This is a genomic window from Enterobacter sp. MGH 4 (assembly GCF_000534735.1).
Lineage (GTDB): Bacteria > Pseudomonadota > Gammaproteobacteria > Enterobacterales > Enterobacteriaceae > Enterobacter > Enterobacter intestinihominis.
In genome coordinates, this window is the sequence record NZ_KI973296.1 from 251918 (window position 1) to 274242 (window position 22325).

General features: G+C 56.2%; 21 protein-coding genes. 10 read left to right on the top strand and 11 right to left on the bottom strand.

Annotated features, from left to right (window positions below; all coding sequences use genetic code 11):
- Positions 1-6: 6 nt before the first annotated feature.
- The 7 genes from L350_RS03240 to L350_RS03210 form a co-directional block, all read right to left on the bottom strand.
- On the bottom strand, positions 7-1344 hold the full coding sequence (locus L350_RS03240; protein WP_162790864.1) for an MFS transporter: 1338 nt from the start codon (positions 1342-1344) through the stop codon (positions 7-9).
- A 180-nt stretch (positions 1345-1524) separates the two neighbouring features.
- Entirely contained in the window at positions 1525-2673 is a 1149-nt protein-coding gene (gene dgoD / locus L350_RS03235; protein WP_003861103.1) for a galactonate dehydratase, read from the bottom strand.
- A complete protein-coding gene (locus L350_RS03230) occupies positions 2670-3287 on the bottom strand; it encodes a 2-dehydro-3-deoxy-6-phosphogalactonate aldolase (RefSeq protein WP_032626699.1) in 618 nt (205 codons plus the stop codon). The genes dgoD and L350_RS03230 overlap by 4 nt, the downstream gene beginning before the upstream one ends.
- Complete coding sequence (locus L350_RS03225) at positions 3271-4149, bottom strand: 2-dehydro-3-deoxygalactonokinase (protein WP_032626702.1); 879 nt, start codon at positions 4147-4149, stop codon at positions 3271-3273. The genes L350_RS03230 and L350_RS03225 overlap by 17 nt, the downstream gene beginning before the upstream one ends.
- On the bottom strand, positions 4146-4835 hold the full coding sequence (gene dgoR, locus L350_RS03220) for a D-galactonate utilization transcriptional regulator DgoR (RefSeq protein WP_003861109.1): 690 nt from the start codon (positions 4833-4835) through the stop codon (positions 4146-4148). The genes L350_RS03225 and dgoR overlap by 4 nt, the downstream gene beginning before the upstream one ends.
- 226 nt (positions 4836-5061) lie before the next feature.
- Positions 5062-5874, bottom strand: a complete 813-nt coding sequence (gene yidA / locus L350_RS03215) for a sugar-phosphatase (RefSeq protein WP_023298954.1) — start codon at positions 5872-5874, stop codon at positions 5062-5064.
- Between the two features lie 113 nt (positions 5875-5987).
- Complete coding sequence (locus L350_RS03210) at positions 5988-7013, bottom strand: zinc-dependent alcohol dehydrogenase family protein (protein ID WP_032626706.1); 1026 nt, start codon at positions 7011-7013, stop codon at positions 5988-5990.
- A 110-nt stretch (positions 7014-7123) separates the two neighbouring features.
- Here L350_RS03210 and L350_RS03205 point away from each other — a divergent pair, with 110 nt between their 5' ends.
- Positions 7124-8059, top strand: a complete 936-nt coding sequence (locus tag L350_RS03205) for a LysR family transcriptional regulator (RefSeq protein WP_032626708.1) — start codon at positions 7124-7126, stop codon at positions 8057-8059.
- 34 nt (positions 8060-8093) lie between these two features.
- Here the strand turns inward: L350_RS03205 and gyrB are convergent, their stop codons facing one another.
- From gyrB to dnaA, 4 genes are read right to left on the bottom strand one after another with little or no spacing between them, the layout of a single operon-like run.
- Complete coding sequence (gene gyrB, locus L350_RS03200) at positions 8094-10505, bottom strand: DNA topoisomerase (ATP-hydrolyzing) subunit B (RefSeq protein WP_023305131.1); 2412 nt, start codon at positions 10503-10505, stop codon at positions 8094-8096.
- Positions 10506-10533: 28 nt separating this feature from the next.
- Entirely contained in the window at positions 10534-11607 is a 1074-nt protein-coding gene (gene recF / locus L350_RS03195; RefSeq protein ID WP_022646527.1) for a DNA replication/repair protein RecF, read from the bottom strand.
- Positions 11607-12707, bottom strand: a complete 1101-nt coding sequence (gene dnaN, locus L350_RS03190) for a DNA polymerase III subunit beta (RefSeq protein ID WP_003861122.1) — start codon at positions 12705-12707, stop codon at positions 11607-11609. Before dnaN ends, recF begins: the two co-directional genes overlap by 1 nt.
- Positions 12708-12711: 4 nt before the next feature.
- Entirely contained in the window at positions 12712-14106 is a 1395-nt protein-coding gene (gene dnaA, locus L350_RS03185) for a chromosomal replication initiator protein DnaA (protein WP_023298950.1), read from the bottom strand.
- Between the two features lie 638 nt (positions 14107-14744).
- Here dnaA and rpmH point away from each other — a divergent pair.
- The 9 genes from rpmH to L350_RS03150 all read left to right on the top strand — a co-directional run bounded on the left by rpmH (position 14745) and on the right by L350_RS03150 (position 22264).
- Entirely contained in the window at positions 14745-14885 is a 141-nt protein-coding gene (gene rpmH, locus L350_RS0122640) for a 50S ribosomal protein L34 (RefSeq protein ID WP_000831330.1), read from the top strand.
- A 16-nt stretch (positions 14886-14901) separates the two neighbouring features.
- On the top strand, positions 14902-15261 hold the full coding sequence (gene rnpA, locus L350_RS03180) for a ribonuclease P protein component (RefSeq protein ID WP_006808764.1): 360 nt from the start codon (positions 14902-14904) through the stop codon (positions 15259-15261).
- Positions 15225-15482, top strand: coding sequence for a membrane protein insertion efficiency factor YidD (yidD, locus tag L350_RS23630; RefSeq protein ID WP_001307474.1), 258 nt, complete (start codon positions 15225-15227; stop codon positions 15480-15482). The genes rnpA and yidD overlap by 37 nt, the downstream gene beginning before the upstream one ends.
- Positions 15483-15484: 2 nt before the next feature.
- On the top strand, positions 15485-17128 hold the full coding sequence (gene yidC / locus L350_RS03175) for a membrane protein insertase YidC (RefSeq protein ID WP_023298949.1): 1644 nt from the start codon (positions 15485-15487) through the stop codon (positions 17126-17128).
- Between the two features lie 72 nt (positions 17129-17200).
- Positions 17201-18565, top strand: a complete 1365-nt coding sequence (mnmE, locus tag L350_RS03170) for a tRNA uridine-5-carboxymethylaminomethyl(34) synthesis GTPase MnmE (protein WP_022649885.1) — start codon at positions 17201-17203, stop codon at positions 18563-18565.
- A gap of 111 nt (positions 18566-18676) precedes the next feature.
- Entirely contained in the window at positions 18677-19852 is a 1176-nt protein-coding gene (locus tag L350_RS03165; protein ID WP_032622027.1) for an MFS transporter, read from the top strand.
- On the top strand, positions 19821-20792 hold the full coding sequence (yidZ, locus tag L350_RS03160) for an HTH-type transcriptional regulator YidZ (protein WP_032626710.1): 972 nt from the start codon (positions 19821-19823) through the stop codon (positions 20790-20792). The genes L350_RS03165 and yidZ overlap by 32 nt, the downstream gene beginning before the upstream one ends.
- 122 nt (positions 20793-20914) lie before the next feature.
- Positions 20915-21661 carry a 4'-phosphopantetheinyl transferase family protein gene (locus L350_RS03155; protein ID WP_032626712.1) on the top strand — a complete coding sequence of 249 codons (747 nt, stop codon included), beginning with the start codon at positions 20915-20917 and terminating at the stop codon, positions 21659-21661.
- 36 nt (positions 21662-21697) lie between these two features.
- Positions 21698-22264: an NADPH-dependent FMN reductase gene (locus L350_RS03150; RefSeq protein WP_032626714.1), complete on the top strand. Its 567-nt coding sequence runs from the start codon at positions 21698-21700 to the stop codon at positions 22262-22264.
- The last annotated feature ends 61 nt before the right edge of the window (positions 22265-22325 follow it).

Consider the following 22325-nt stretch of genomic DNA (forward strand, 5'->3'; position numbering starts at 1 on the left):
AAGGGATTAGCCTACTCGTTTCACGTCACCTACCAGCAGGATGTAGGAGAGCGCGCCGATCAGCGCCACGGCAGAGATATACACCAGAGCCGGACCAAAGCCGTAGTCCTGCGCCAGGTAACCGATGACCAGCGGCACGGTGATCCCGCCCAGGCCGCCAACGAAGTTAAACACGCCACCGGTCAGGCCAATCAGCCGCATCGGTGCCAGGGACGACACCAGCGACCAGGTGATGGAGGCAAAACCGTTCCCGAAGAACGCTACCGCCATCAGGGTCATGATCCACACTGGATCGTTGGTGTAGTTCGCTCCCATGATGCAGGTAGAGATCAGCAGTCCGCAGATAATCGGCGTTTTACGCGCAACGCCCAGTGAGAAGCCTTTTTTCACCAGCTTATCCGCCAGCCAGCCCGAGAGCAGGACGCCGAAAAACGCCGCAAGGAAGGGTACGGTGGTCATAAAGCCCGCCTTCAGCGCGGTTATCCCTTTTTCCTGGGTCAGATAGTTCGGGAACCAGGTGAGGAAGAACCACAGCGTGGAGGTCACCGCGAACTGTCCCAGATACACGCCCACCAGCTTACGGTGGAAGACCAGCTTCCAGTCCGCTCTGGTCAGCGACTGGCGCGCCTCTTTTTTCACGGGCGCATCGCCATCCACCAGGCCACCGCCGTCGCGGATGTAGTCCAGTTCGGCTTTGGTGATGCTTTTGGTCAGACGCGGCGGCTGATAGACCTTAAACCAGATTAACGACCAGATAATGCCGATCCCGCCGGTGACGATGAACACCCAGTGCCAGCTCAGCAGCTCCTGGATCCAGATTAACAGCGGCGTCAGAAACGCCAGACCAACAAACTGCCCGGAGGTGTAAAAACCAACAGCGGAAGCGCGTTCGTGTTCAGGGAACCAGCTGGTCACCATGCGGTTGTTGGTCGGGAACGCGGGCGCTTCAAACACCCCGGTGATGGCGCGCAGGCCTATCAGCGACATCAGCCCGGTGGCGAAGCCCTGGAACAGGGTCGCCACGGACCAGCCCAAAATAGCGATAAAGTAGGTCAGACGTGACCCCACGCGGTCAAGGAACCAGCCGCCGGGGATCTGGCAGAGCGTATACAGCCAGGCAAACGCCGAGAAGACGTAGCCCATTTCCGCTTTGGTGATGCCAAACTCTTCCTGAATATGGGCCGAGGCCACGGCGAGGTTGGCGCGGTCTACATAGCAAATGACCACGGTAATAAAGATCATGATCAGCGTCAGGTAACGACGACGCCCGGTTTTTGCAGCAGTAACTGGAATATCCATCGCAATCTGTCTCCAGATTTTGGGCATAGCGAAGCCGCTCACCATGCCCTGTAATTTACAGAGGGTGTATTTGGTTTTTTTAATTAAAAACGTAAACGGAATGCGCTAAATAATTCGTGCTGGGGGAAGGCGGCAAGTTTTCGCATCCCTGGTAGCATACAAAAGTATGTGACCGGGGTAAGAAAACGCAGCCAACGCATCACCAGCGCGAAGTATGACGCGCATTTACCACTCGGCTACGGAACCGTCTTCATGACGCCACAGTGGGTTACGCCAGTCCGGCGCACTTTTACTCAGCTCAATGACTTTGGCTTCGTCGATCTCCACGCCAAGGCCCGGCTTCGTTAACGGTTTAAAGAAACCGCCTTCCATGCTGAAATCTTCCTTGTTTTTCACAAAGTCGAGCAGCTCCGCGCCCTTGTTATAGTGAATGCCCATGCTTTGTTCCTGGAACACTGCATTACGGGAGACGAAGTCCACATGCAGACAGGCTGCCAGCGCAATCGGCCCAAGCGGACAGTGCGGCGCCAGCGCCACATCGTAGGCTTCTGCCATGCCGGCAATTTTGTAGCATTCGGTGATGCCACCCGCGTGGGAGAGGTCCGGTTGCAGGATCGCAATGCCGCCCGCTTCCAGCACGCGCTTAAACTCGAAGCGCGAGAACATACGCTCCCCCGCCGCGATGGGAATGTGCGTCTGTTCAGCCAGTTTTGGATAGTATTCCGCCTGCTCGGCCAGAACAGGCTCTTCAATAAACAGCGGGCGATACGGCTCCAGCTCTTTAATCAGCACTTTGGCCATTGGCGCGCTGACGCGGCCGTGGAAATCCAGGCCAAACTCAATCTCGTTGCCGAAAGCCTCGCGGATTTGCGCCACGGTGTTCACCGCCCGGTCTACCGCGCGCGAGTTGTCGATAACGCCCATCTCTTCGCAGCCGTTGAGTTTGAAGGTGTCAAAACCGATGTTGCGCAGCTGCCGGATACCGTCGATCACTTCCGCAGGGCGGTCACCGCCCACCCAGCTGTAGGCTTTGATTTTGTCTCGCACCAGGCCGCCCATTAATTGCCAGACCGGGGCATTCAGCACTTTGCCTTTGATATCCCACAGCGCCTGATCGATACCGGCGATGGCGCTCATCAGGATCGGACCGCCACGGTAAAATCCCGCCCGGTACATGACCTGCCACAGGTCGTTGATGCGCGCCGGATCCTGGCCAATCAGGTATTCACCCAGCTCGTGAACCGCGGCTTCAACCGTACGCGCACGGCCTTCAATCACCGGCTCGCCCCAGCCAACCACGCCTTCGTCGGTTTCGATTTTCAGGAACATCCAACGCGGGGGTAAACGGTACGTGGTAAGTTTGGTTATTTTCATTGCACTGCCTCTCGATACGCTTTCACAAATGCTGCCGCCTGATGTGCGGTACGCTCAACGGGCTGTCCGGCACGATAGAGATCGCTGCCCAGCCCCGCGCCCGCACAACCCGCTTTTATCCACTGCACCAGGTTTTCCGGCGTGACGCCGCCCACGGCAAAGACCGGCACGCTGGCGGGTAAGACCGCTTTCAGCGCTTTGATGTAATCCGGACCAAAGGCCGACGACGGGAAAATTTTGAGAGACTGTGCGCCCGCATCGAGGGCGGAAAAGGCTTCTGTGGCCGTGGCGCAGCCCGGGCATACGGTCATGCCGTAATCCACCGCCCGGCGGATCACCTCGGGGTTGATATTCGGTGTGACGATAAGCTTGCAGCCCATCTTCGCCAGTTCATCCACCTGCTCCGGCTGTAATACGGTACCAGCACCAATTAGCGCCTTATCACCGAACGCCTTAACAACTGCCGGAATGCTTTTTTCCCATTCCGGGGAGTTGAGCGGGATTTCCACCGCGTCGAACCCGGCGTCGATCACCGCGCCAACGTGCGCTAAGGCCTCACCGGGCGTGATACCGCGCAAAATCGCGATCAGGGGAAGTTCAGTTTGCCTCTGCATGAGCGATGCTCCTTATGCCTGCCTGAAATGCCGTGTCGCCTTCCACCGCAGCAACATCCCGTCCGATAGCGTGGAACGCCTGGCGGTAACGAGACGTCAGCGATGAACCCGCGACGAGCGTGATGGCCTGCTGCCCGGCGAACCCGTCGCTCAGGGCGGCGACTTCTGCGCCAATCAGCAGGCCGGACAGAAATTCGCTGACCTGCTCGCGCGGAAGATTTCCCAGCACGTGCGAGGCGCGAACCTCAAAAAGTTGCGGCAAAACGGCAGGGGATGCGATCCCGCGCTCAAGCCCGGCGGCAAACGCTTCCGGCGAAGGGGTTTGCTCCGGCAAACCGGCCCCCACCAGCGAATGCTTAAGCAGCAAGTGGTGCAGTTCGCCGGTCATCACCGTGCGGAAATCATAAATTTGCTCAGCATCCGCCTGGACCCATTTGCAGTGCGTCCCGGGCATGACGTAGACAGAAGAAGGAGAAAGGGTGCGCGCCCCGAGCAGCTGCGTCTCTTCGCCGCGCATCACGTTATGGTTATCGTCGCGAGAGACGCATAAACCGGGAATAATCCAGACATTGTCGCCAACGGACGTTAACTGCTCGCCAACGGCGGTGAAATGCACCGGAACCGACAGGTAAGGCGCAACCTTCCAGCCCACGTTACTGCCGACCATTCCGGCCATCACCACTGGCGTAGTACCGTCGCGCCAGTTTTGTGTCACCTCTGCTAACACCGCTTCGGGGGATTTACCGTTCAGGCGCGTCACACCTGCTTCTGATTGCCTGCTTTCCAGACACTGCTCCCCCTGGTAGAGCCAGGCGCGCAGATTGGTCGATCCCCAGTCAATTGCGATGTAGCGTGATGTCATGTGATTTCCTTCAACCTTCGTGTCGAGCTGGCGATCATGGTCAGCGCCGCCTGCTCTGCCGCATCGCCGTCCTGATGCCGTATCGCATCGAACAGCGCTTTATGTTCCTGAAGCGTTTTCGGCATGTTGGCCTCATCGCCCATCCAGGTACGTTCAAATACTGCTCGCTGTAGCGAGCTGATCGCCACGCTAAGCTGCTGTAACACCGGGTTATGCACCGACTGCAGTACCGCCTCGTGGTAGCGAATGTCCGCCTCGTTGAACGCCTCCCGATTCTGGTTATTGGCGATCATGTCGTTTAACGCCGACTCAATCTGTGCCAGGTCACCTGACGTTGCGCGCTCTGCCGCCCAGCGGGCGATGGCCGGTTCCACCAGATTTCGGACTTCGCTCATCGCGCCGATAAGCCGTGGGTCGTAGTCGTTTTCCAGTACCCATTGCAGAACATCGGTATCGAGGTAGTTCCACTGGTTACGCGGCGCAACAAACGCGCCGCGATAGCGCTTCATTTCAATCAGCCGCTTCGCCATCAGCGAGCGGAACACTTCCCGGATGATGTTGCGCGAGGTTTCAAACTCCTCGCACAGTTCCGCCTCTGCTGGCAGCGGCGAACCGGGAACGTATTTGCCACCCACAATCTGAGTGCCCAGCGTGATGACAATGCGATCGGTTTTATTGAGTGTCATGGAGAGTCCTTGTGCTCTGTAAGTCCATCACTACTTTACCGCGACCGCTGAATTTCGCCTCACTTTTGCAGTACAAACGTGAGTCCTTTCGCCTTTGCCGTGGTGACAATGTAGTACAATCAGTTAATGTTGTACTACAATCCAGATCACAAAAAGAACAACTCGATAAATTCAGGGCCAAAAAAAGCCCCGGTTGATAACCGAGGCTGATGATTACAGACAGTTGCTAGGACAGGACAAATTTCTCAATCGCATAAGCCACGCCGTCTTCCAGGTTAGATTTGGTGACGAAGTTCGCCACTTCTTTCACCGACGGGATGGCGTTATCCATCGCCACGCCCATGCCTGCATATTCGATCATCGCAATATCGTTTTCCTGGTCGCCCAGCGCCATAATCTCCTCAGGCTTGATGCCCAGCGCATCGGCAAGCGATTTGACACCCGTGCCTTTATTGACGCGTTTATCGAGGATTTCGAGGAAGTACGGCGCACTTTTCAGCACGGTGTATTTCTCTTTTACCTCAGCCGGAATGCGTGAGATGGCTTTGTCGAGAACCGCAGGTTCATCAATCATCATCACTTTCAGGAACTGGGTTGCCGGGTCCATGTTTTCCGCTTCGCAGAACACCAGTGGAATGGTTGCAACGTAGGACTCGTGCACCGTGTAGTAGCTGATATCGCGGTTGGCGGTGTAAAGCGTATTGCGATCGAGCGCGTGGAAGTGAGAGCCCACTTCGCGGGAGAGTTTTTCAAGGAACAGGTAGTCATCATAGCTCAGTGCAGTTTGCGCCACCGTGCTGCCATCTGCTGCCTTTTGCACCAGTGCGCCGTTATAGGTGATGCAGTAATCGCCAGGCTGGTTCATGTGCAGCTCTTTCAGGTAGCTGTGCACCCCGGCATACGGGCGTCCGGTGGTGAGCACCACGTTCACGCCTTTTTCGCGTGCGGCGGCGATCGCATTTTTAACGGCAGGAGAGATAGTGTGGTCTGGCAGCAGCAGCGTGCCGTCCATATCGATTGCAATGAGTTTGATAGCCATGAGGTCCCCGGGATAAATGAGTGCTATTTCATGCTAACGCGATTAAGCACACAAAAATAGAGCTACCTTGCGTAACAAAAAGCCCCTTTTATATTTATCCCGGGAACAAGAACTCACTCGCGGGTGAGAACGATTTTGCCAAACGCACCGCGATCCAGATGCTCAAGCGCCTGTTCCAGTTCGTCAAAACGATAGCGATGTTCAATCACCGGTTTTAACTCCGTGACATCAACAGCACGGACGAAATCTTCCAGCGCCCGGCGGTGTCCAACCCCAATCCCCTGAATGACGGGGGATTTCAGCAGCAGCTCGCCAGCAGGCAGGGAAATGTCCGTTCCGGCCAGCACGCCAATAACGGAGATACGCCCGTGAACGGCTACCGCGCGAAGGGAATGTCTCAGGTTCTCCCCACCCACGGTTTCGATAATATGGTCGATGCCGCGATCCTGCGTCAGTGCCAGCGTATTTTCAGCCCAGTCGCCTTTCAGTCGGTTGATGCCCTGGCTGGCCCCCAGCTTTTTGGCCAGTGCCAGTTTTTCATCACTCCCCGACGTAACAATAACTTCTGCGCCGTGCGCTTTTGCTATCTGCAAAGCGAATAGCGCCACACCGCCCGTGCCTTGTACCAGCACCGATTGCCCGGCGCGTAAATGACCGCACTCCACCAGCGCGAACCATGCGGTAAGCCCCGCGCAAGGAAGCGTGCTGGCCTCAGCGTCATCCAGGCTTTCCGGGGGCGCCACCAGCGCGTTTTCACTCACAATCACATATTCGGCCAGCATGCCCTGGAAGTATCCACCGGACGTTTTATAGGGCAAATCGCGCGCGTCTGCCTGCGGCTTGCCGTCGATCCATTCCGGGAAGAAGGTTGAGATGACGCGTGCGCCGGGTTTGAAACGCGTAACGCCGTCGCCAACGCTGTCCACCACGCCTGCCATGTCAGATGCTGGGGTAAACGGGAAGGAAAGCGGAATCGGCATCGTGCCTTCAATCACCATTTTATCCCGGTAGTTGAGCGCAACGGCATTAACTCTTACGCGAACCTCCCCCGGGCCTGGCTGTGACACAGGCACCTGAACAAGCTGAAGGCTCTCGCGCCCAAGGGCGTTCATTGACCAGCGCTGCATTGTTTCTGTCATTTTTTCTCTCCTGCCATCAAATAAGCTTTAGGACTGACAGTCTACCGTTGACGCCTGGTCGCCAGTGGCGATAAGTTTTCCCATAATTGATGACGCAGTGGATACAATCCATGACCGATACGCTGAAGGATATACCTGTATTTGTGGCCGCCGTTGAGGCGGGAAGTTTTGCGCAGGCCGCCGTCCGTCTGCATTTGTCGCGCTCGGCGGTAGGAAAAAGCATTGCTCGTCTTGAAGAGCGGCTGGGCGTACGTCTTTTCCAGCGTACCACCCGCAGCCAGAGGCTGACCGACAACGGCGCTCTGTTTTATGAACGCTGCCTTCGCGCGCTGGAGGAGATTCGGGGCGCGGAGTCGCTGCTTGAAACAGGGAAGCAGCAGGTCAGCGGCCGCCTGCGCGTCGCCATGCCGGTGCTGTTTGGTCGCCAGTGCGTCGCGCCACTGCTGATAGAACTGACGCAGGAACATCCTGGGCTTGAGCTTGAAATGTCATTCAGCGACCGCGTGGTGGATCTGGTAGAGGAAGGCTTTGATATGGCGGTACGTAACGGCACGCTGCAGGACAGCAGCGTGCTGGTCGCCAGAAGGCTGGGCGAGCATCGCATGGTGCTGTGTGCCGCCCCGGATTACCTGATGAAGAACGGCCATCCAGAAAACGTTGCTGATTTACCCCACCACACTGCCATTAACTATCTGCGATCAGGCAGAGTGCTGCCCTGGCAGCTAATGGATAGCGAAGGGAGATCGCACACCTTTACTCCCCGCTCATCACTCAATATGGATGATTTACAGGCAATCTGCGACGCTGCGCTGGCCGGACACGGCATTGCATGGCTGCCCTGCTGGATGGTCGTCAAAGATATTCACCAGGGCAAACTCGTCCCGCTCTTAAAGCAGGCACCGGATGTGCATTTCAACGTTCATGCGGTCTGGCAGCAGACGCCGCATCTGCCGCTGAGGGTTAGAATAGCGATAGATACGCTGGCGAGCCGTTTACCGTCCGTGATGTCGCTGGATATGCCTGCGCCCATAAAAAAGCCGCGCTAAAAGCGCGGCCTGTTATCGTGCGGTATTACGACGATTAAATATCGATATTCGCCGCTTTCAGGGCGTTCTCTTCGATGAAGGCGCGACGTGGTTCAACCGCATCGCCCATCAGGGTCGTGAACAGCTGATCCGCTGCGATTGCGTCTTTAACGGTGACGCGCAGCATGCGACGGCTTTCCGGATCCATGGTGGTTTCCCACAGCTGATCCGGGTTCATTTCGCCCAGGCCTTTATAACGCTGAATAGAGAGGCCACGACGGGACTCTTTCACCAGCCACTCCAGCGCCTGTTCGAAGCTGGCTACCGGCTGACGACGCTCGCCACGTTCGATGAACGCGTCGTCTTCGATCAGACCACGCAGCTTCTCGCCGAGGGTGCAGATACGGCGGTATTCCGGACCGGTAACAAACTCGTGCTCCAGCGGGTAGTCGGTATCGACGCCGTGGGTACGCACGCGAACAATCGGCTCGAACTGCTGCTCAGCGTTCTGCTGAACGTCGAACTTCCACTGGCTGCCGTGCTGCTCTTTCTCGTTCAGCTCGCTCACCAGGGTGTTCACCCAGCGGGTGACGGTCTGCTCGTTGCTCAGATCGGCTTCGGTCAGGGTTGGCTGATAAATCAGCTCTTTCAGCAGCGCTTTCGGATAGCGACGCTCCATACGGCCAATCATTTTCTGCGTGGCGTTGAACTCGGAGACCAGACGCTCCAGCGGTTCACCGGCCAGCGCTGGCGCGCTGGAGTTTGCGTGCAGGGTCGCACCATCAAGGGCGATCGCGATTTGGTACTGATCCATCGCCTCGTCATCTTTAATGTACTGTTCCTGCTTGCCTTTCTTCACTTTATACAGCGGCGGCTGGGCAATGTAGACGTGGCCGCGCTCAACGATTTCCGGCATCTGACGATAGAAGAAGGTCAACAGCAGCGTACGAATGTGCGAGCCGTCGACGTCCGCATCGGTCATGATGATGATGCTGTGATAGCGCAGTTTGTCCGGGTTGTACTCGTCGCGACCGATGCCGCAGCCGAGCGCGGTGATGAGCGTCGCCACTTCCTGAGAAGAGAGCATCTTGTCGAAGCGCGCTTTCTCAACGTTAAGGATTTTACCCTTCAGCGGCAGAATCGCCTGGTTCTTGCGGTTACGGCCCTGCTTTGCAGAACCGCCCGCGGAGTCCCCTTCCACAAGGTACAGTTCAGACAGCGCCGGATCGCGTTCCTGGCAGTCAGCCAGTTTGCCCGGCAGGCCTGCCAGGTCCAGCGCGCCTTTACGACGGGTCATTTCACGGGCTTTACGCGCCGCTTCACGGGCACGCGCCGCATCGATAATTTTACCCACCACGATTTTCGCGTCGGACGGGTTTTCCAGCAGGTATTCGCTCAGCAGTTCGTTCATCTGCTGTTCAACCGCCGATTTCACCTCAGAAGAGACCAGCTTGTCTTTGGTCTGTGAGGAGAATTTCGGATCCGGCACCTTCACGGAGACCACGGCAATCAGGCCTTCACGGGCATCGTCACCGGTGGCGCTGACTTTCGCTTTTTTGCTGTAGCCTTCTTTGTCCATGTAGGCGTTCAGGGTACGGGTCATCGCCGCGCGGAAGCCCGCAAGGTGAGTACCGCCGTCGCGCTGTGGAATGTTGTTGGTAAAGCAGTAGATGTTTTCCTGGAAACCATCGTTCCACTGCAGTGCCACTTCCACGCCGATACCGTCTTTTTCAGTAGAGAAGTAGAAGATATTCGGGTGAATTGGCGTTTTGTTCTTGTTCAGATACTCAACGAACGCCTTGATACCGCCTTCGTAGTGGAAGTGGTCTTCTTTGTTGTCGCGTTTGTCGCGCAGTCGAATCGACACGCCGGAGTTCAGGAACGACAGTTCACGCAGGCGTTTCGCCAGGATCTCGTACTCGAATTCGGTGACGTTGGTGAAGGTTTCAAGGCTCGGCCAGAAACGCACCATGGTACCGGTTTTGTCGGTATCACCGGTAACGGCCAGCGGTGCCTGCGGCACACCATGGGTGTAAATCTGGCGGTGAATTTTGCCTTCGCGCTGGATAACCAGCTCCAGCTTCTGCGACAGGGCGTTTACTACGGATACGCCTACGCCGTGCAGACCGCCGGAAACTTTATAGGAGTTATCATCGAACTTACCGCCTGCGTGCAGAACGGTCATGATCACTTCCGCAGCAGATACGCCCTCTTCCGGGTGAATACCGGTTGGGATGCCACGACCGTCATCGGTAACGGACACGGAGTTGTCCGCATGGATCGTGACCACGATGTCTTTACAGTGACCCGCGAGCGCTTCGTCGATAGCGTTATCTACCACCTCGAATACCATGTGGTGCAGACCGGTGCCGTCATCCGTGTCGCCGATATACATACCCGGGCGCTTACGCACCGCATCCAGTCCTTTCAGGACTTTGATACTGGAGGAGTCATAAGAATTCGACATCAACGTTTCTCGCTCATTTCAACTTGGGTTAATCCGTTATTTTACCCTTTTCCACGGTAAACATCTTCGAATTTTCGTCCGACATGTCCATAACGTGTTCAGCGCTAATGGCGCTGACGAAAACCTGCGACTGCGTGGCTTTTAAGCGGCTGGCAAGTAGCCCGCGCCGCGCGTCGTCAAGTTCCGAGGCAAAATCATCTATCAGGTACAGGCAGCGTCGCCCACTTTCGCGGGTGAGGAATTCCCCCTGCGCCAGGCGCAGCGCGCACATCAGGAGCTTCAGCTGCCCGCGCGACAGCGTGTCTTCCACCGGCGCACCGTCGGCACGAATGCGGAAATCCGCCTTGTGCGGGCCGTGCGCGGTGTAGGTCAACATGCGATCGCGCTCGAAGCTTCTCTCTAACACCTCGGCATAATCCGTCTCTTTTTCCCAGCCACGCTGGAAAGAGAAGGTGAGAGAGAACTCGGGTAAAAACTGTTTGCAGGTGTCGGCCATGTCTTCGGCGATACCTGCGCTGTATTCGGCACGCCAGCGGCTGATTTGTTCCGCAAGAGGAATTAATTCCATGTCCCACGGACGCAGCTGGGCGTAGCGCGTGACCTGGCGCAATGCGGCGTTACGCTGTTTAAGCAGACGCTTCAGATTGCTCCAGGCGTTAAAGAAACCGGCTTCATTGTGAAAGCATCCCCAGTCGAGGAACGCTCTTCTGTATTTGGGGCCGCCGTTGAGTAAAGTAAACCCCTCCGGCGTAATCAGCTGCATCGGCATCAGCAGTGCCAGCTCCGCCACCTTGTGGCCGTCGGTGCCGTCGATGCGCACCTTACTGTCGCCCTGCTTGTCTTTGGTCAGGCCGATGGCGGTTTCCCGCTCGGCGCCCTGCAAGCGCCCATGCAGCACAAACGCATCCTGCTCGTGACGAATCACGCGACCAATCTGCAAACTGCGAAACGCCCGGCCATGACCGAGCGTATAGATGGCTTCCAGCACGCTGGTTTTGCCGCTGCCGTTCGCGCCAACCAGGAAATTAAAGCCAGGGGATAAAGCGAGATCCGCGCTCTCGATGTTGCGAAAGTCGCGGATCAACAGACGGGTGAGCGACATTACAGTCTCATTGGCATGACAACATAAGCAGCCGACTGTGATGCGGCATCTTCAATCTGTACGCTCGAAACGGAGTCAGTCAGCAGGATGCGAACGTTCTCGCATTTCAGTGCATTCAGCACATCCAGCACATAGCTGACGTTGAAGCCGATTTCCATCTCAGCCCCGGCGTAGGTGACGTCCAGAATCTCTTCTGCCTCTTCCTGCTCCGGGTTGTTGGCGGTGATTTTGATCTGGTTTTCACTCACGTACAGACGTACGCCGCGGAATTTCTCGTTGGAGAGAATAGCGGCGCGCGCGAACGCCTGCTTGAGGATGTCGCAACCTGCCTCCAGCGTTTTGTCCGGGTTCTTCGGCAATACGCGGCGATAATCCGGGAAACGTCCGTCTACCAGCTTCGATGTGAAGACAAAATCGCCCACGTGGGCACGAATATTGTTGCTACCGATCTGCACGCGCAGCGGGGTGTCGCCGCCGTCGAGCATACGCATCAGTTCAATTACGCCTTTACGCGGTACGATCACCGAATGGTTTGGCAGTGAATCGCCAATCGGCATAGAACAGACCGCCAGACGGTGACCGTCTGTAGCCACGGTACGCAGCTCTTCACCTTCGGTTTCGAACAGCATGCCGTTTAAGTAGTAACGAACGTCCTGATGCGCCATGGAGAACTGTGTGGCTTCAATCAGACGCTTCATCGTCGCCTGCGGCAGGGTAAATTCAACTTCGCTCTGCCAGTCATCCAGGTTCGGGAAGTCCGCAGCGGGCAACGTGGAGAGGGAGAAACGGCTGCGGCCAGAGCGCACCAGCATGCGGTCGCCCTCCAGCTGCACGGCGATTTCAGCGCCTTCCGGCAGCCCACGGCAAATATCAAAGAATTTACGTGCCGGAACCGTGGTCGCGCCCGCGTCGTGCGGCTGAGTCAGCGTAACGCGCGCGATCATTTCCATTTCCAGATCTGTGCCGGTCAGCGACAGCGTACCGTCAGCGACCTGAAGCAGCAGGTTTCCAAGAATAGGCAGCGTAGGGCGGCCGCCTAATGGGCCACTCACCTGTTGCAGCGGTTTTAATAAATGTTCACGTTCAACGGTAAATTTCATAGCGTCACGATGATAATGTTCTGATTAAATTGGAAAAATCTTCTTTTATGTCGTGGCTTTCTTCGCGTAACTGCTCAATCTTGCGACAGGCGTGCAGCACGGTCGTATGGTCACGTCCACCAAACGCATCACCGATTTCCGGCAGGCTGTGGTTGGTGAGCTCTTTTGCCAGCGCCATCGCCATCTGACGCGGACGCGCCACCGAGCGGGAACGACGTTTAGACAGTAAATCTGCCACTTTGATCTTGTAGTACTCAGCCACCGTCTTCTGAATATTGTCGATGGTGACCAGTTTTTCCTGCAATGCCAACAAATCGCGCAGCGCTTCACGCACAAAATCGATGGTGATCGCACGACCGGTAAAATTGGCGTTGGCGATAACGCGGTTCAGTGCCCCTTCCAGCTCACGAACGTTGGAACGCAGGCGCTTGGCAATAAAGAACGCCACTTCACCCGGCAGGCGAATGTCGTTCTCGTCGGCTTTTTTCATCAGGATCGCGACGCGGGTTTCCAGCTCCGGCGGCTCGATCGCCACGGTCAGGCCCCAGCCGAAGCGGGATTTGAGACGATCTTCAACGCCGTTGATCTCTTTTGGATAACGATCCGAGGTCAAAATGATCTGCTGATTGCCTTCCAGCAGGGCGTTAAAGGTGTGGAAAAACTCTTCCTGCGATCGTTCTTTATTGGCAAAGAACTGGATGTCATCGATCAGCAGCGCATCAACGGAACGGTAGTAGCGTTTAAACTCTTCGATCGCATTGTTTTGCAGGGCTTTTACCATGTCCTGAACGAAGCGTTCGGAGTGCATATACACTACTTTGGCATTGGGCTTACGCGCCATAATGCCGTTGCCCACCGCATGCAGCAGGTGCGTTTTACCGAGACCCGTGCCGCCATAAAGGAACAGCGGGTTGTAAGCACCACCGGGATTATCGGCAACCTGGCGGGCCGCCGCGCGCGCCAGCTGGTTCGACTTACCTTCAACGAAGTTATCGAACGTGTGTTTCACGTTAACATTAGAGCGGTAGGTAGGCTCAGCGGGGGCTGGAACGTTATCCCAGCCCTGACGAGCCGGTGCAACGCGAGGCGCTGGAGTGGGCGCCGCCTGTGCAGGGGCTGCCACATTGACAACTTCACGAACGGTTTGGGTGACCGGCTTTGTGCCCACTTCAAAACGCAGCTGTGGGGCATCTGACCCGCAGAAATCGTTCAGCAGTCCATTGATGTTATTAAGGTATTTATCCCTTACCCAATCGAGCACGAAACGGTTTGGCGCGTACAAAGCCAGCGTGTTATCGCTCAGTTCCGCCTGCAATGGGCGGATCCACATACTGAATTCTGTGGCTGGTAACTCATCCTGCAATCGGGCAAGACACTGCTGCCAAAGCGAAAGTGACACGGCGGACTCCACTCGAACAATAAAAGAAAACTATTGAATATTCATGATTGTTGGCGCACATCGACATGACCCCATCAGGGTGATGTGCGAACCGCTATCTGCGGTTATACACGCTATCGTTGATAGAGCCTGAACGATGTTGTGTTTATGCCCGGCCAGGATCGCTGGATCCCGATCAGGACCGCGGATCATAGCCTAAACTGAGCCAGAGATCTTCTGTTTCTCACAGATTCTTCCCGATTTATCCACAGGAAGATCCGGAATCGGGTAAGTGTAAACGATCCTGACGCGAGTGCCTCGCGATTTAGGCCGCATATTGGAAAATTTAATGAGCACAGACAATTTTGGGCTTAAATGATCTAACGAAGATCCAGGAGGATCCTTGCGCTTTGTTGGCGAGCCCGTATAATCCTCGACCCGGCGCGTGATGCTCATCTTCCTGCGTCGTTCGTTGCTCATTTTCCACGCGAAATCGTGCGGAAATACGCAGGGATTTAAGGAAAGAGAATTGACTCCGGAGTGTACAATTATTACAATCCGGCCTCTTTAATCACCCACGCTGAGGCGTTAGTCGTTCGAATCTCGTTCGGGTATACGCAAAAGTCAGTGAATTTATTCAAGTTTAGGTAGAAATCGCCATGAAACGCACTTTTCAACCGTCTGTACTGAAGCGCAACCGTTCTCACGGCTTCCGTGCTCGTATGGCTACTAAAAATGGTCGTCAGGTTCTGGCACGTCGTCGTGCTAAAGGCCGCGCTCGTCTGACCGTTTCCAAGTAATAAAGCTAACCCCTGAGTGGTTAAGCTCGCATTTCCCAGGGAGTTACGTTTGTTAACTCCCACTCATTTCACTTTCGTCTTCCAGCAGCCACTACGGGCTGGCACGCCGCAAATCACCATCCTCGGCCGCCAAAATTCGCTGGGGCATCCCCGCATCGGTCTCACAGTCGCCAAGAAAAACGTTAAGCGTGCGCATGAACGCAACCGGATTAAACGTCTGACGCGTGAAAGCTTCCGTTTACGTCAGCACGAACTGCCTTCAATGGATTTCGTGGTGGTGGCTAAAAAAGGGGTTGCCGACCTCGATAACCGTGCTCTCTCGGAAGCGTTGGAAAAATTATGGCGCCGCCACTGTCGCCTGGCTCGCGGGTCCTGATAGCCCTCATTCGGGTCTATCAACGCCTGATTAGTCCGCTACTCGGGCCACATTGCCGTTTCACGCCAACATGCTCAAGCTACGGAATTGAGGCATTGCGCAGGTTTGGAGTGATAAAAGGCAGTTGGTTGACGGTGAAACGCGTATTAAAATGCCACCCTTTACACCCAGGTGGAGACGACCCCGTCCCTCCAGGACCTTTTGATACCAGAGAACACTAACGATGGATTCGCAACGCAATCTTCTTATCATCGCTTTGTTGTTCGTGTCTTTCATGATCTGGCAGGCATGGGAGCAGGATAAAAATCCTCAACCCCAGCAGCAGACCACGCAGACCACGACCACCGCAGCGGGTAGCGCCGCCGACCAGGGCGTACCGGCCAGTGGCCAGGGGAAACAGATTACGGTTAAGACCGATGTGCTTGAGCTGACTATCAACACCCGTGGTGGTGATGTTGAGCAGGCGCTGCTGTTGACCTACCCGAAAGAGCTGAAGTCTACCGAACCGTTCCAGTTACTGGAAACCACGCCTGAGTTTATCTACCAGGCACAGAGCGGCCTGACCGGTCGTGATGGCCCGGATAACCCGGCGAACGGTGCGCGTCCACTGTATAACGTCGAGAATGACACCTTTGTGCTGGCTGATGGTCAGAACGAACTGGTTATTCCGATGACCTACACCGACGCGGCAGGCAACACCTTCACCAAAACCTTCACCCTGAAACGCGGTGAATATGCGGTGAACGTGGGCTACAGCGTACAGAACACCGGTGCGAAACCGCTGGAAATCTCTACCTTTGGTCAGCTGAAGCAGTCCATCAATCTGCCGTCTCACCGTGACACCGGAAGCAGCAACTTTGCGCTGCATACCTTCCGTGGCGCGGCTTATTCCACGCCAGATACCAAGTACGAGAAATACAAATTCGACACCATTGCCGATAACGAAAACCTGAACGTCAGCTCTAAAGGCGGTTGGGTCGCAATGCTGCAACAGTATTTCGCGACGGCGTGGGTACCGAATAACGACGGTACGAACAACTTCTACACCGCGAACCTCGGCAACGGTATTGCAGCCATCGGCTACAAATCTCAGCCGGTTCTGGTGCAGCCGGGTCAAACCGGTAAGCTGGCAAGCACCCTGTGGGTCGGCCCGGAAATCCAGGACAAAATGGCTGCCGTTGCGCCGCACCTGGATCTGACCGTTGATTACGGTTGGTTGTGGTTCATCTCTCAGCCGCTGTTTAAGCTGCTGAAGTTCATCCACAGCTTCCTGGGTAACTGGGGCTTCTCCATCATCGTTATCACCTTTATCGTTCGTGGCATCATGTACCCGCTGACTAAAGCGCAGTACACCTCCATGGCGAAGATGCGTATGCTACAGCCGAAGATTCAGGCTATGCGTGAGCGTCTGGGCGATGACAAACAGCGTCAGAGCCAGGAGATGATGGCCCTGTATAAAGCAGAAAAAGTGAACCCACTGGGTGGTTGCTTCCCGCTGCTGATTCAGATGCCAATCTTCCTTGCGCTGTACTACATGCTGATGGGTTCCGTTGAGCTGCGCCACGCGCCGTTCGCCCTGTGGATCCATGACCTGTCCGCACAGGACCCGTACTACATCCTGCCGATCCTGATGGGCGTGACGATGTTCTTCATCCAGAAGATGTCTCCGACCACCGTGACTGACCCGATGCAGCAGAAGATCATGACCTTTATGCCGGTCATCTTCACCGTGTTCTTCCTGTGGTTCCCGTCAGGTCTGGTGCTGTACTATATCGTCAGCAACCTGGTGACCATCATCCAGCAGCAGCTGATTTACCGTGGTCTGGAAAAACGTGGCCTGCATAGCCGCGAAAAGAAAAAGTCCTGATTCGGTAACTTAACGCTAAAATAAGGGCGGTCGATTGACCGCCTTTTTTATTTGTATTGAACGAGAGCAACCATGAGCCATAACGACACTATCGTCGCCCAGGCAACCCCACCGGGACGCGGTGGTGTAGGCATTCTGCGCATCTCCGGCCTGAAGGCGCGTGAGGTGGCCGAAGCGGTGCTGGGTAAACTGCCAAAGCCGCGCTACGCTGATTATCTGCCATTTAAAGATGCCGACGGCACCTCGCTGGACCAGGGCATTGCGCTGTGGTTCCCCGGCCCAAACTCCTTTACCGGCGAAGACGTGCTGGAGCTTCAGGGTCACGGCGGCCCGGTGATCCTCGACCTGCTGTTGAAACGTATTCTGACCCTGCCTGGCCTGCGCATTGCGAAGCCGGGTGAGTTCTCCGAGCGTGCCTTCCTGAACGATAAGCTCGACCTGGCTCAGGCCGAAGCGATTGCCGACCTGATCGACGCCAGTTCCGAACAGGCAGCCCGCTCCGCGCTGAACTCGTTGCAGGGGGCATTTTCCGCACGCGTGAATCACCTTGTGGAAGCACTTACTCACCTGCGAATCTATGTTGAAGCGGCTATCGACTTCCCGGACGAGGAGATTGACTTCCTTTCTGACGGCAAAATCGAAGCCCAGCTCAACCAGGTGATGAACGATCTGGATGCCGTTCGCGCCGAAGCGCGCCAGGGCAGCCTGCTGCGTGAGGGCATGAAGGTGGTCATTGCTGGTCGCCCCAACGCCGGGAAATCAAGCCTGCTGAACGCCCTGGCGGGCCGTGAAGCGGCGATCGTGACCGACATAGCCGGTACCACCCGCGATGTTCTGCGCGAGCATATCCATATCGACGGCATGCCGCTGCACATCATCGATACCGCTGGCCTGCGCGATGCGAGCGATGAAGTCGAGCGTATCGGTATCGAACGCGCCTGGCAGGAGATCGAGCAGGCCGACCGCGTGTTGTTTATGGTGGACGGCACCACGACCGACGCCGTTGACCCGGCTGAAATCTGGCCAGACTTTATCGCCCGTCTCCCGGCCAAACTGCCGATCACCGTGGTGCGCAATAAGGCCGACGTTACCGGCGAAACGCTGGGCATCAGCGATGTGAATGGCCACTCACTTATTCGTCTGTCGGCCCGTACCGGGGAAGGCGTGGAAGCCCTGCGTAACCATCTCAAACAGAGCATGGGTTTTGACACCAGCATGGAAGGTGGCTTCCTGGCGCGTCGTCGTCACTTGCAGGCGCTGGAAGAGGCGGCTCGCCACCTTGAGCAGGGCAAAGCCCAGCTGATCGGCGCTTGGGCCGGCGAGCTGCTGGCGGAGGAACTGCGTCTGGCGCAGCAGAACCTGAGCGAGATCACCGGGGAGTTTACGTCGGACGATCTGCTTGGACGAATTTTCTCAAGCTTCTGTATTGGTAAGTAATCCCCGATAGAACATGGTGGTTTCCTCCAGGGAAATCACCATTGTCCCAATGGCAACTCGCTTAATCCCCCCATGCCCCCTATCCTGCTTGCCTGCATCTATGGGGGATTTATGGCTCGTTTTCTGTTTTGTAGTTTCGCATTAGTTCTGCTGTATCCGTCCGGTATTGATATGTATCTGGTGGGGCTACCGCATATTGCCCGCGATCTGGGTGCCAGCGAGGCGCAACTGCACATCGCGTTTTCGGCCTACCTCGCGGGAATGGCGTCGTCGATGGTATTTGCCGGGAAAATCGCGGACAGAGCCGGCCGTCAACCCGTCGCCATTACGGGGGCGGTTATCTTTACGCTGGCATCGGTACTGTGTTCAATGGCTCAGGAAAGCACAATGTTCCTGTCAGGGCGCTTTATCCAGGGCATTGGCGCGGGCGGCTGTTACGTGGTGGCGTTTGCCATTCTGCGCGATACCTTGAGCGCCCAGCGCCGCGCCAGGGTGCTGTCGATGCTGAACGGCATTACCTGCATCATCCCGGTGCTGGCACCGGTTGTAGGCTACCTGATCATGCTGAAATTTCCATGGCAGAGCCTTTTCTGGACCATGGCCACAATGGGCGCCATCGTCTTTATACTGTCCGTGACGGTGTTGAAAGAGACCCATCCCGGTTCGCAGCAGACGCACCACGCTGCTACCATTCATCCGGCTGAAAAGCTTCTGAATCGCTTTTTCCTGAGCCGCCTGGCCATCATCACGCTCAGCGTGGCGGTGATCCTCACCTATGTAAACGTTTCCCCGGTGTTACTGATGGAGACGATAGGCTTCGATCGCGGTGAGTATTCGACGGTGATGGCGCTCAATGCGATGGTCAGCATGGCGGTTTCATTCTCGATGCCCTTTGCGCTCAATATCTTCCGCCAGCGCACGCTGATGCTCGCTTCACAGACGCTGTTTCTCGCCGCAGGCGTAATTCTGGCGACCGCCACCTCACATGCGCTGATGCTGGTGGGTATGACCCTGATCTGCGCCGGATTCTCCGGCGGCTTCGGCGTGGCGATGAGTCAGGCGCTTGGCCCGTTCTCACTGCGGGCAGGCGTGGCAAGCTCGGTGCTGGGCATTGCGCAGGTCTGCGGTTCGTCGCTGTGGATTTGGCTGGCGGCGGTGATCGGCCTTAACGCGCTGAATATGCTGATCGGGGTTCTGATTGGCTGTAGCATACTCTGCATTACCTTACTTATGGTCATCCAGCCCGCGGCGCACTATGAAGAAGCCCATCAGCAGTCTCGATCTTAATCTTTTACTTTGCCTGCAGTTGTTGTTGCAGGAGCGCAGCGTCACCAAAGCCGCGAAGCGAATGAACGTGACGCCGTCCGCGGTGAGTAAATCGCTGGCGAAGCTGCGCGACTGGTTCGACGATCCGCTGTTTGTGAAAACGCCTTTAGGGCTACTGCCCACGCCGCTAACGGTGAGTCTGGAACAGGATCTGGCCGACTGGATGCAGATTGGCAATCAGATCGTCGATAAATTCCACCATAGCTCTCCAGGCGGGCTCAAGTTTGTGCTCGCCGCCGAAACGCCGCTGATGCTGATTCGCTTCAACACCCTGCTGGAGCAGGTGAATGAGCGCTACCCACAGGCGACGGTGAAGTTGCGCCAGTGGGATTATGATTCGCTGGACGCCATTACGCGCGGGGAGGTCGATCTCGGTTTTACCGGTCGCGAAACGCACCCGCGCTCCCGCGAGCTGCTAAAGCTGATGCCGTGGTTTATTGACTACGAAATCCTGTTCAGCGACCGTCCGTGCGTCTATCTGCGAGAAGATCATCCGGCACTTCACGAAGCGTGGAACCTTGAGACGTTTCTGCGCTACCCGCATATCAGCATCTTCTGGGAGCGCAGCGATACCTGGGCGCTTGATGAAGTGCTAAAAGAGATGGGCCGGGAGCGCAACGTCGCCATGAGCCTGCCCGACTTTGAACAGTCGATGTTTATGGCGGCTCAGCCGGACCACAACTACATTGCCACTGCGCCCTACTACTGCCATCACTACAATCAACTCCACCAGCGTAATCTGGTCTGCCTTCCCATTCCCATCGATGAGGCGCAGGCAGAAAAGCTGACCGTACCCTTCACGCTAATCTGGCATAAGCGGAACAGCCATAATCCGAAAATTATCTGGCTGCGCGAAACTATAAAAGCCCTGTATACCGCGCCAGGTCAGGTTTTTGCCTAAGATAATGTAAAGTTCGGTCCTCAGGCTTCTCTTATTTCTATTTACTGATTAAAACAGAAGCTGAGTTAAGCGATAATCATGTAACCGTTTAACCGACTACGACCATTATCAGGGAGCGAAAAATGGCTACGCACTTTGCACGAGGAACATTAACGGAAGGGCATCTCGTATCGGCCAGAATTTCTTCAGCCTGTCACAGTGAGGCGCTCAAACTACCTGAACACCGCAGGACGCGGTTTTTAGCTTCCAGAGCGCTCCTCGCAGAACTGCTTTTTATGCTGTACGGCACCAGCGAATTACCGGACATACTCACCCAGCCAGAAGGTCGCCCGGTTTTTGCGGATCCGGCACTTCCCCATTTTTCCATTGCGTATACCGGCAACATTGTTGGCGTCGCGCTGACGACTGAAGGTGATTGCGGCCTGGATATGGAGCTGCAACGCGTCACGCGCAGCTTCCATGGTGCTAACGCGCTCGATGAATACCCGCTCTCCAGCAATGAAAAGCTGTGGATACGTAACCAGAACGATCCCGTAGAAGCCAGAGCGCAGCTCATCACCCTTCGCCAGAGCATCCGTAAACTGAGCGGCGCGGCATCAGACGACGCCAGCCTGTTGCAGCTGCTTCCCGGCTCCGGACGCCTGCGTGCCGCGAAAGCGTCGCTGGTAGTGGCGCTCAGCGACGCTGAGGACGTACTGATCTGGTCCGTTGCGGTGAGCCCCGCCATCGAACGGCTGAAAATCTGGGAGTTTGACAGTATTCGCGGTTGGCGTAGTCTTCCGGATGTACCTGAGCGCGCCAACGAGCCCGCCGCGCGCCTGATGCGATTAACCAGTTTACCGGTAGAAAAAGCATACACCCATAGCTGATCCGTCCAGGGTCATCATGATGAAACAGGAGTAATCATGTCTGATACGTTGAAAGTTGTTACGTTACTGGGAAGCCTGCGCAAAGGTTCGTTTAACGGGATGGTAGCGCGCACGCTGCCACAGCTGGCGCCTGCGGGAATGGAGATCAGCGCCCTGCCGTCTATTGGCGACATCCCGCTTTATGATGCTGACGTTCAGCAGGAAGAAGGGTTCCCGCACAGCGTGGAGGCGATAGCCGAGCAGATCCGTCAGGCTGATGGTGTAGTGATTGTAACGCCAGAATATAACTACTCGGTTCCGGGGGGTCTGAAGAACGCGATTGACTGGTTATCCCGTTTACCGGAGCAGCCGCTGTCAGGCAAACCGGTGCTGATCCAGACCAGCTCAATGGGCGCCATCGGCGGTGCGCGCTGCCAGTATCACCTGCGACAGATCCTGGTGTTCCTGGATGCGATGTTGATGAACAAGCCGGAATTTATGGGCGGCGTGATTCAGAACAAAGTCGACCCGCAGACGGGTGAAGTGGTGGATCAGAGTACGCGTGATCATCTCTCTGGTCAGTTGACCGCGTTTGGGGATTATATTAAGCGGGTTAAAAGCTGATAAAAAAGCCCGGTGGCGCTAGCGCTTACCGGGCCTACACTCATCAGTAGGTCAGGTAAGC

Excerpts from the sequence above, each read along its gene's own strand:
- dgoR (WP_003861109.1), bottom strand. The coding sequence starts at position 4,835 with ATGACACTCAATAAAACCGATCGCATTGTCATCACGCTGGGCACTCAG.
- yidZ (WP_032626710.1), top strand. The coding sequence starts at position 19,821 with ATGAAGAAGCCCATCAGCAGTCTCGATCTTAATCTTTTACTTTGCCTG.
- mnmE (WP_022649885.1), top strand. The coding sequence starts at position 17,201 with ATGAGCCATAACGACACTATCGTCGCCCAGGCAACCCCACCGGGACGC.
- L350_RS03225 (WP_032626702.1), bottom strand. The coding sequence starts at position 4,149 with ATGACATCACGCTACATCGCAATTGACTGGGGATCGACCAATCTGCGC.
- gyrB (WP_023305131.1), bottom strand. The coding sequence starts at position 10,505 with ATGTCGAATTCTTATGACTCCTCCAGTATCAAAGTCCTGAAAGGACTG.
- L350_RS03210 (WP_032626706.1), bottom strand. The coding sequence starts at position 7,013 with ATGACAGAAACAATGCAGCGCTGGTCAATGAACGCCCTTGGGCGCGAG.
- L350_RS03230 (WP_032626699.1), bottom strand. The coding sequence starts at position 3,287 with ATGCAGAGGCAAACTGAACTTCCCCTGATCGCGATTTTGCGCGGTATC.
- dnaN (WP_003861122.1), bottom strand. The coding sequence starts at position 12,707 with ATGAAATTTACCGTTGAACGTGAACATTTATTAAAACCGCTGCAACAG.
- yidC (WP_023298949.1), top strand. The coding sequence starts at position 15,485 with ATGGATTCGCAACGCAATCTTCTTATCATCGCTTTGTTGTTCGTGTCT.
- L350_RS03150 (WP_032626714.1), top strand. The coding sequence starts at position 21,698 with ATGTCTGATACGTTGAAAGTTGTTACGTTACTGGGAAGCCTGCGCAAA.
- yidA (WP_023298954.1), bottom strand. The coding sequence starts at position 5,874 with ATGGCTATCAAACTCATTGCAATCGATATGGACGGCACGCTGCTGCTG.
- L350_RS03205 (WP_032626708.1), top strand. The coding sequence starts at position 7,124 with ATGACCGATACGCTGAAGGATATACCTGTATTTGTGGCCGCCGTTGAG.
- rpmH (WP_000831330.1), top strand. The coding sequence starts at position 14,745 with ATGAAACGCACTTTTCAACCGTCTGTACTGAAGCGCAACCGTTCTCAC.
- yidD (WP_001307474.1), top strand. The coding sequence starts at position 15,225 with ATGGCGCCGCCACTGTCGCCTGGCTCGCGGGTCCTGATAGCCCTCATT.
- dgoD (WP_003861103.1), bottom strand. The coding sequence starts at position 2,673 with ATGAAAATAACCAAACTTACCACGTACCGTTTACCCCCGCGTTGGATG.
- L350_RS03155 (WP_032626712.1), top strand. The coding sequence starts at position 20,915 with ATGGCTACGCACTTTGCACGAGGAACATTAACGGAAGGGCATCTCGTA.
- L350_RS03165 (WP_032622027.1), top strand. The coding sequence starts at position 18,677 with ATGGCTCGTTTTCTGTTTTGTAGTTTCGCATTAGTTCTGCTGTATCCG.
- recF (WP_022646527.1), bottom strand. The coding sequence starts at position 11,607 with ATGTCGCTCACCCGTCTGTTGATCCGCGACTTTCGCAACATCGAGAGC.
- L350_RS03240 (WP_162790864.1), bottom strand. The coding sequence starts at position 1,344 with ATGGTGAGCGGCTTCGCTATGCCCAAAATCTGGAGACAGATTGCGATG.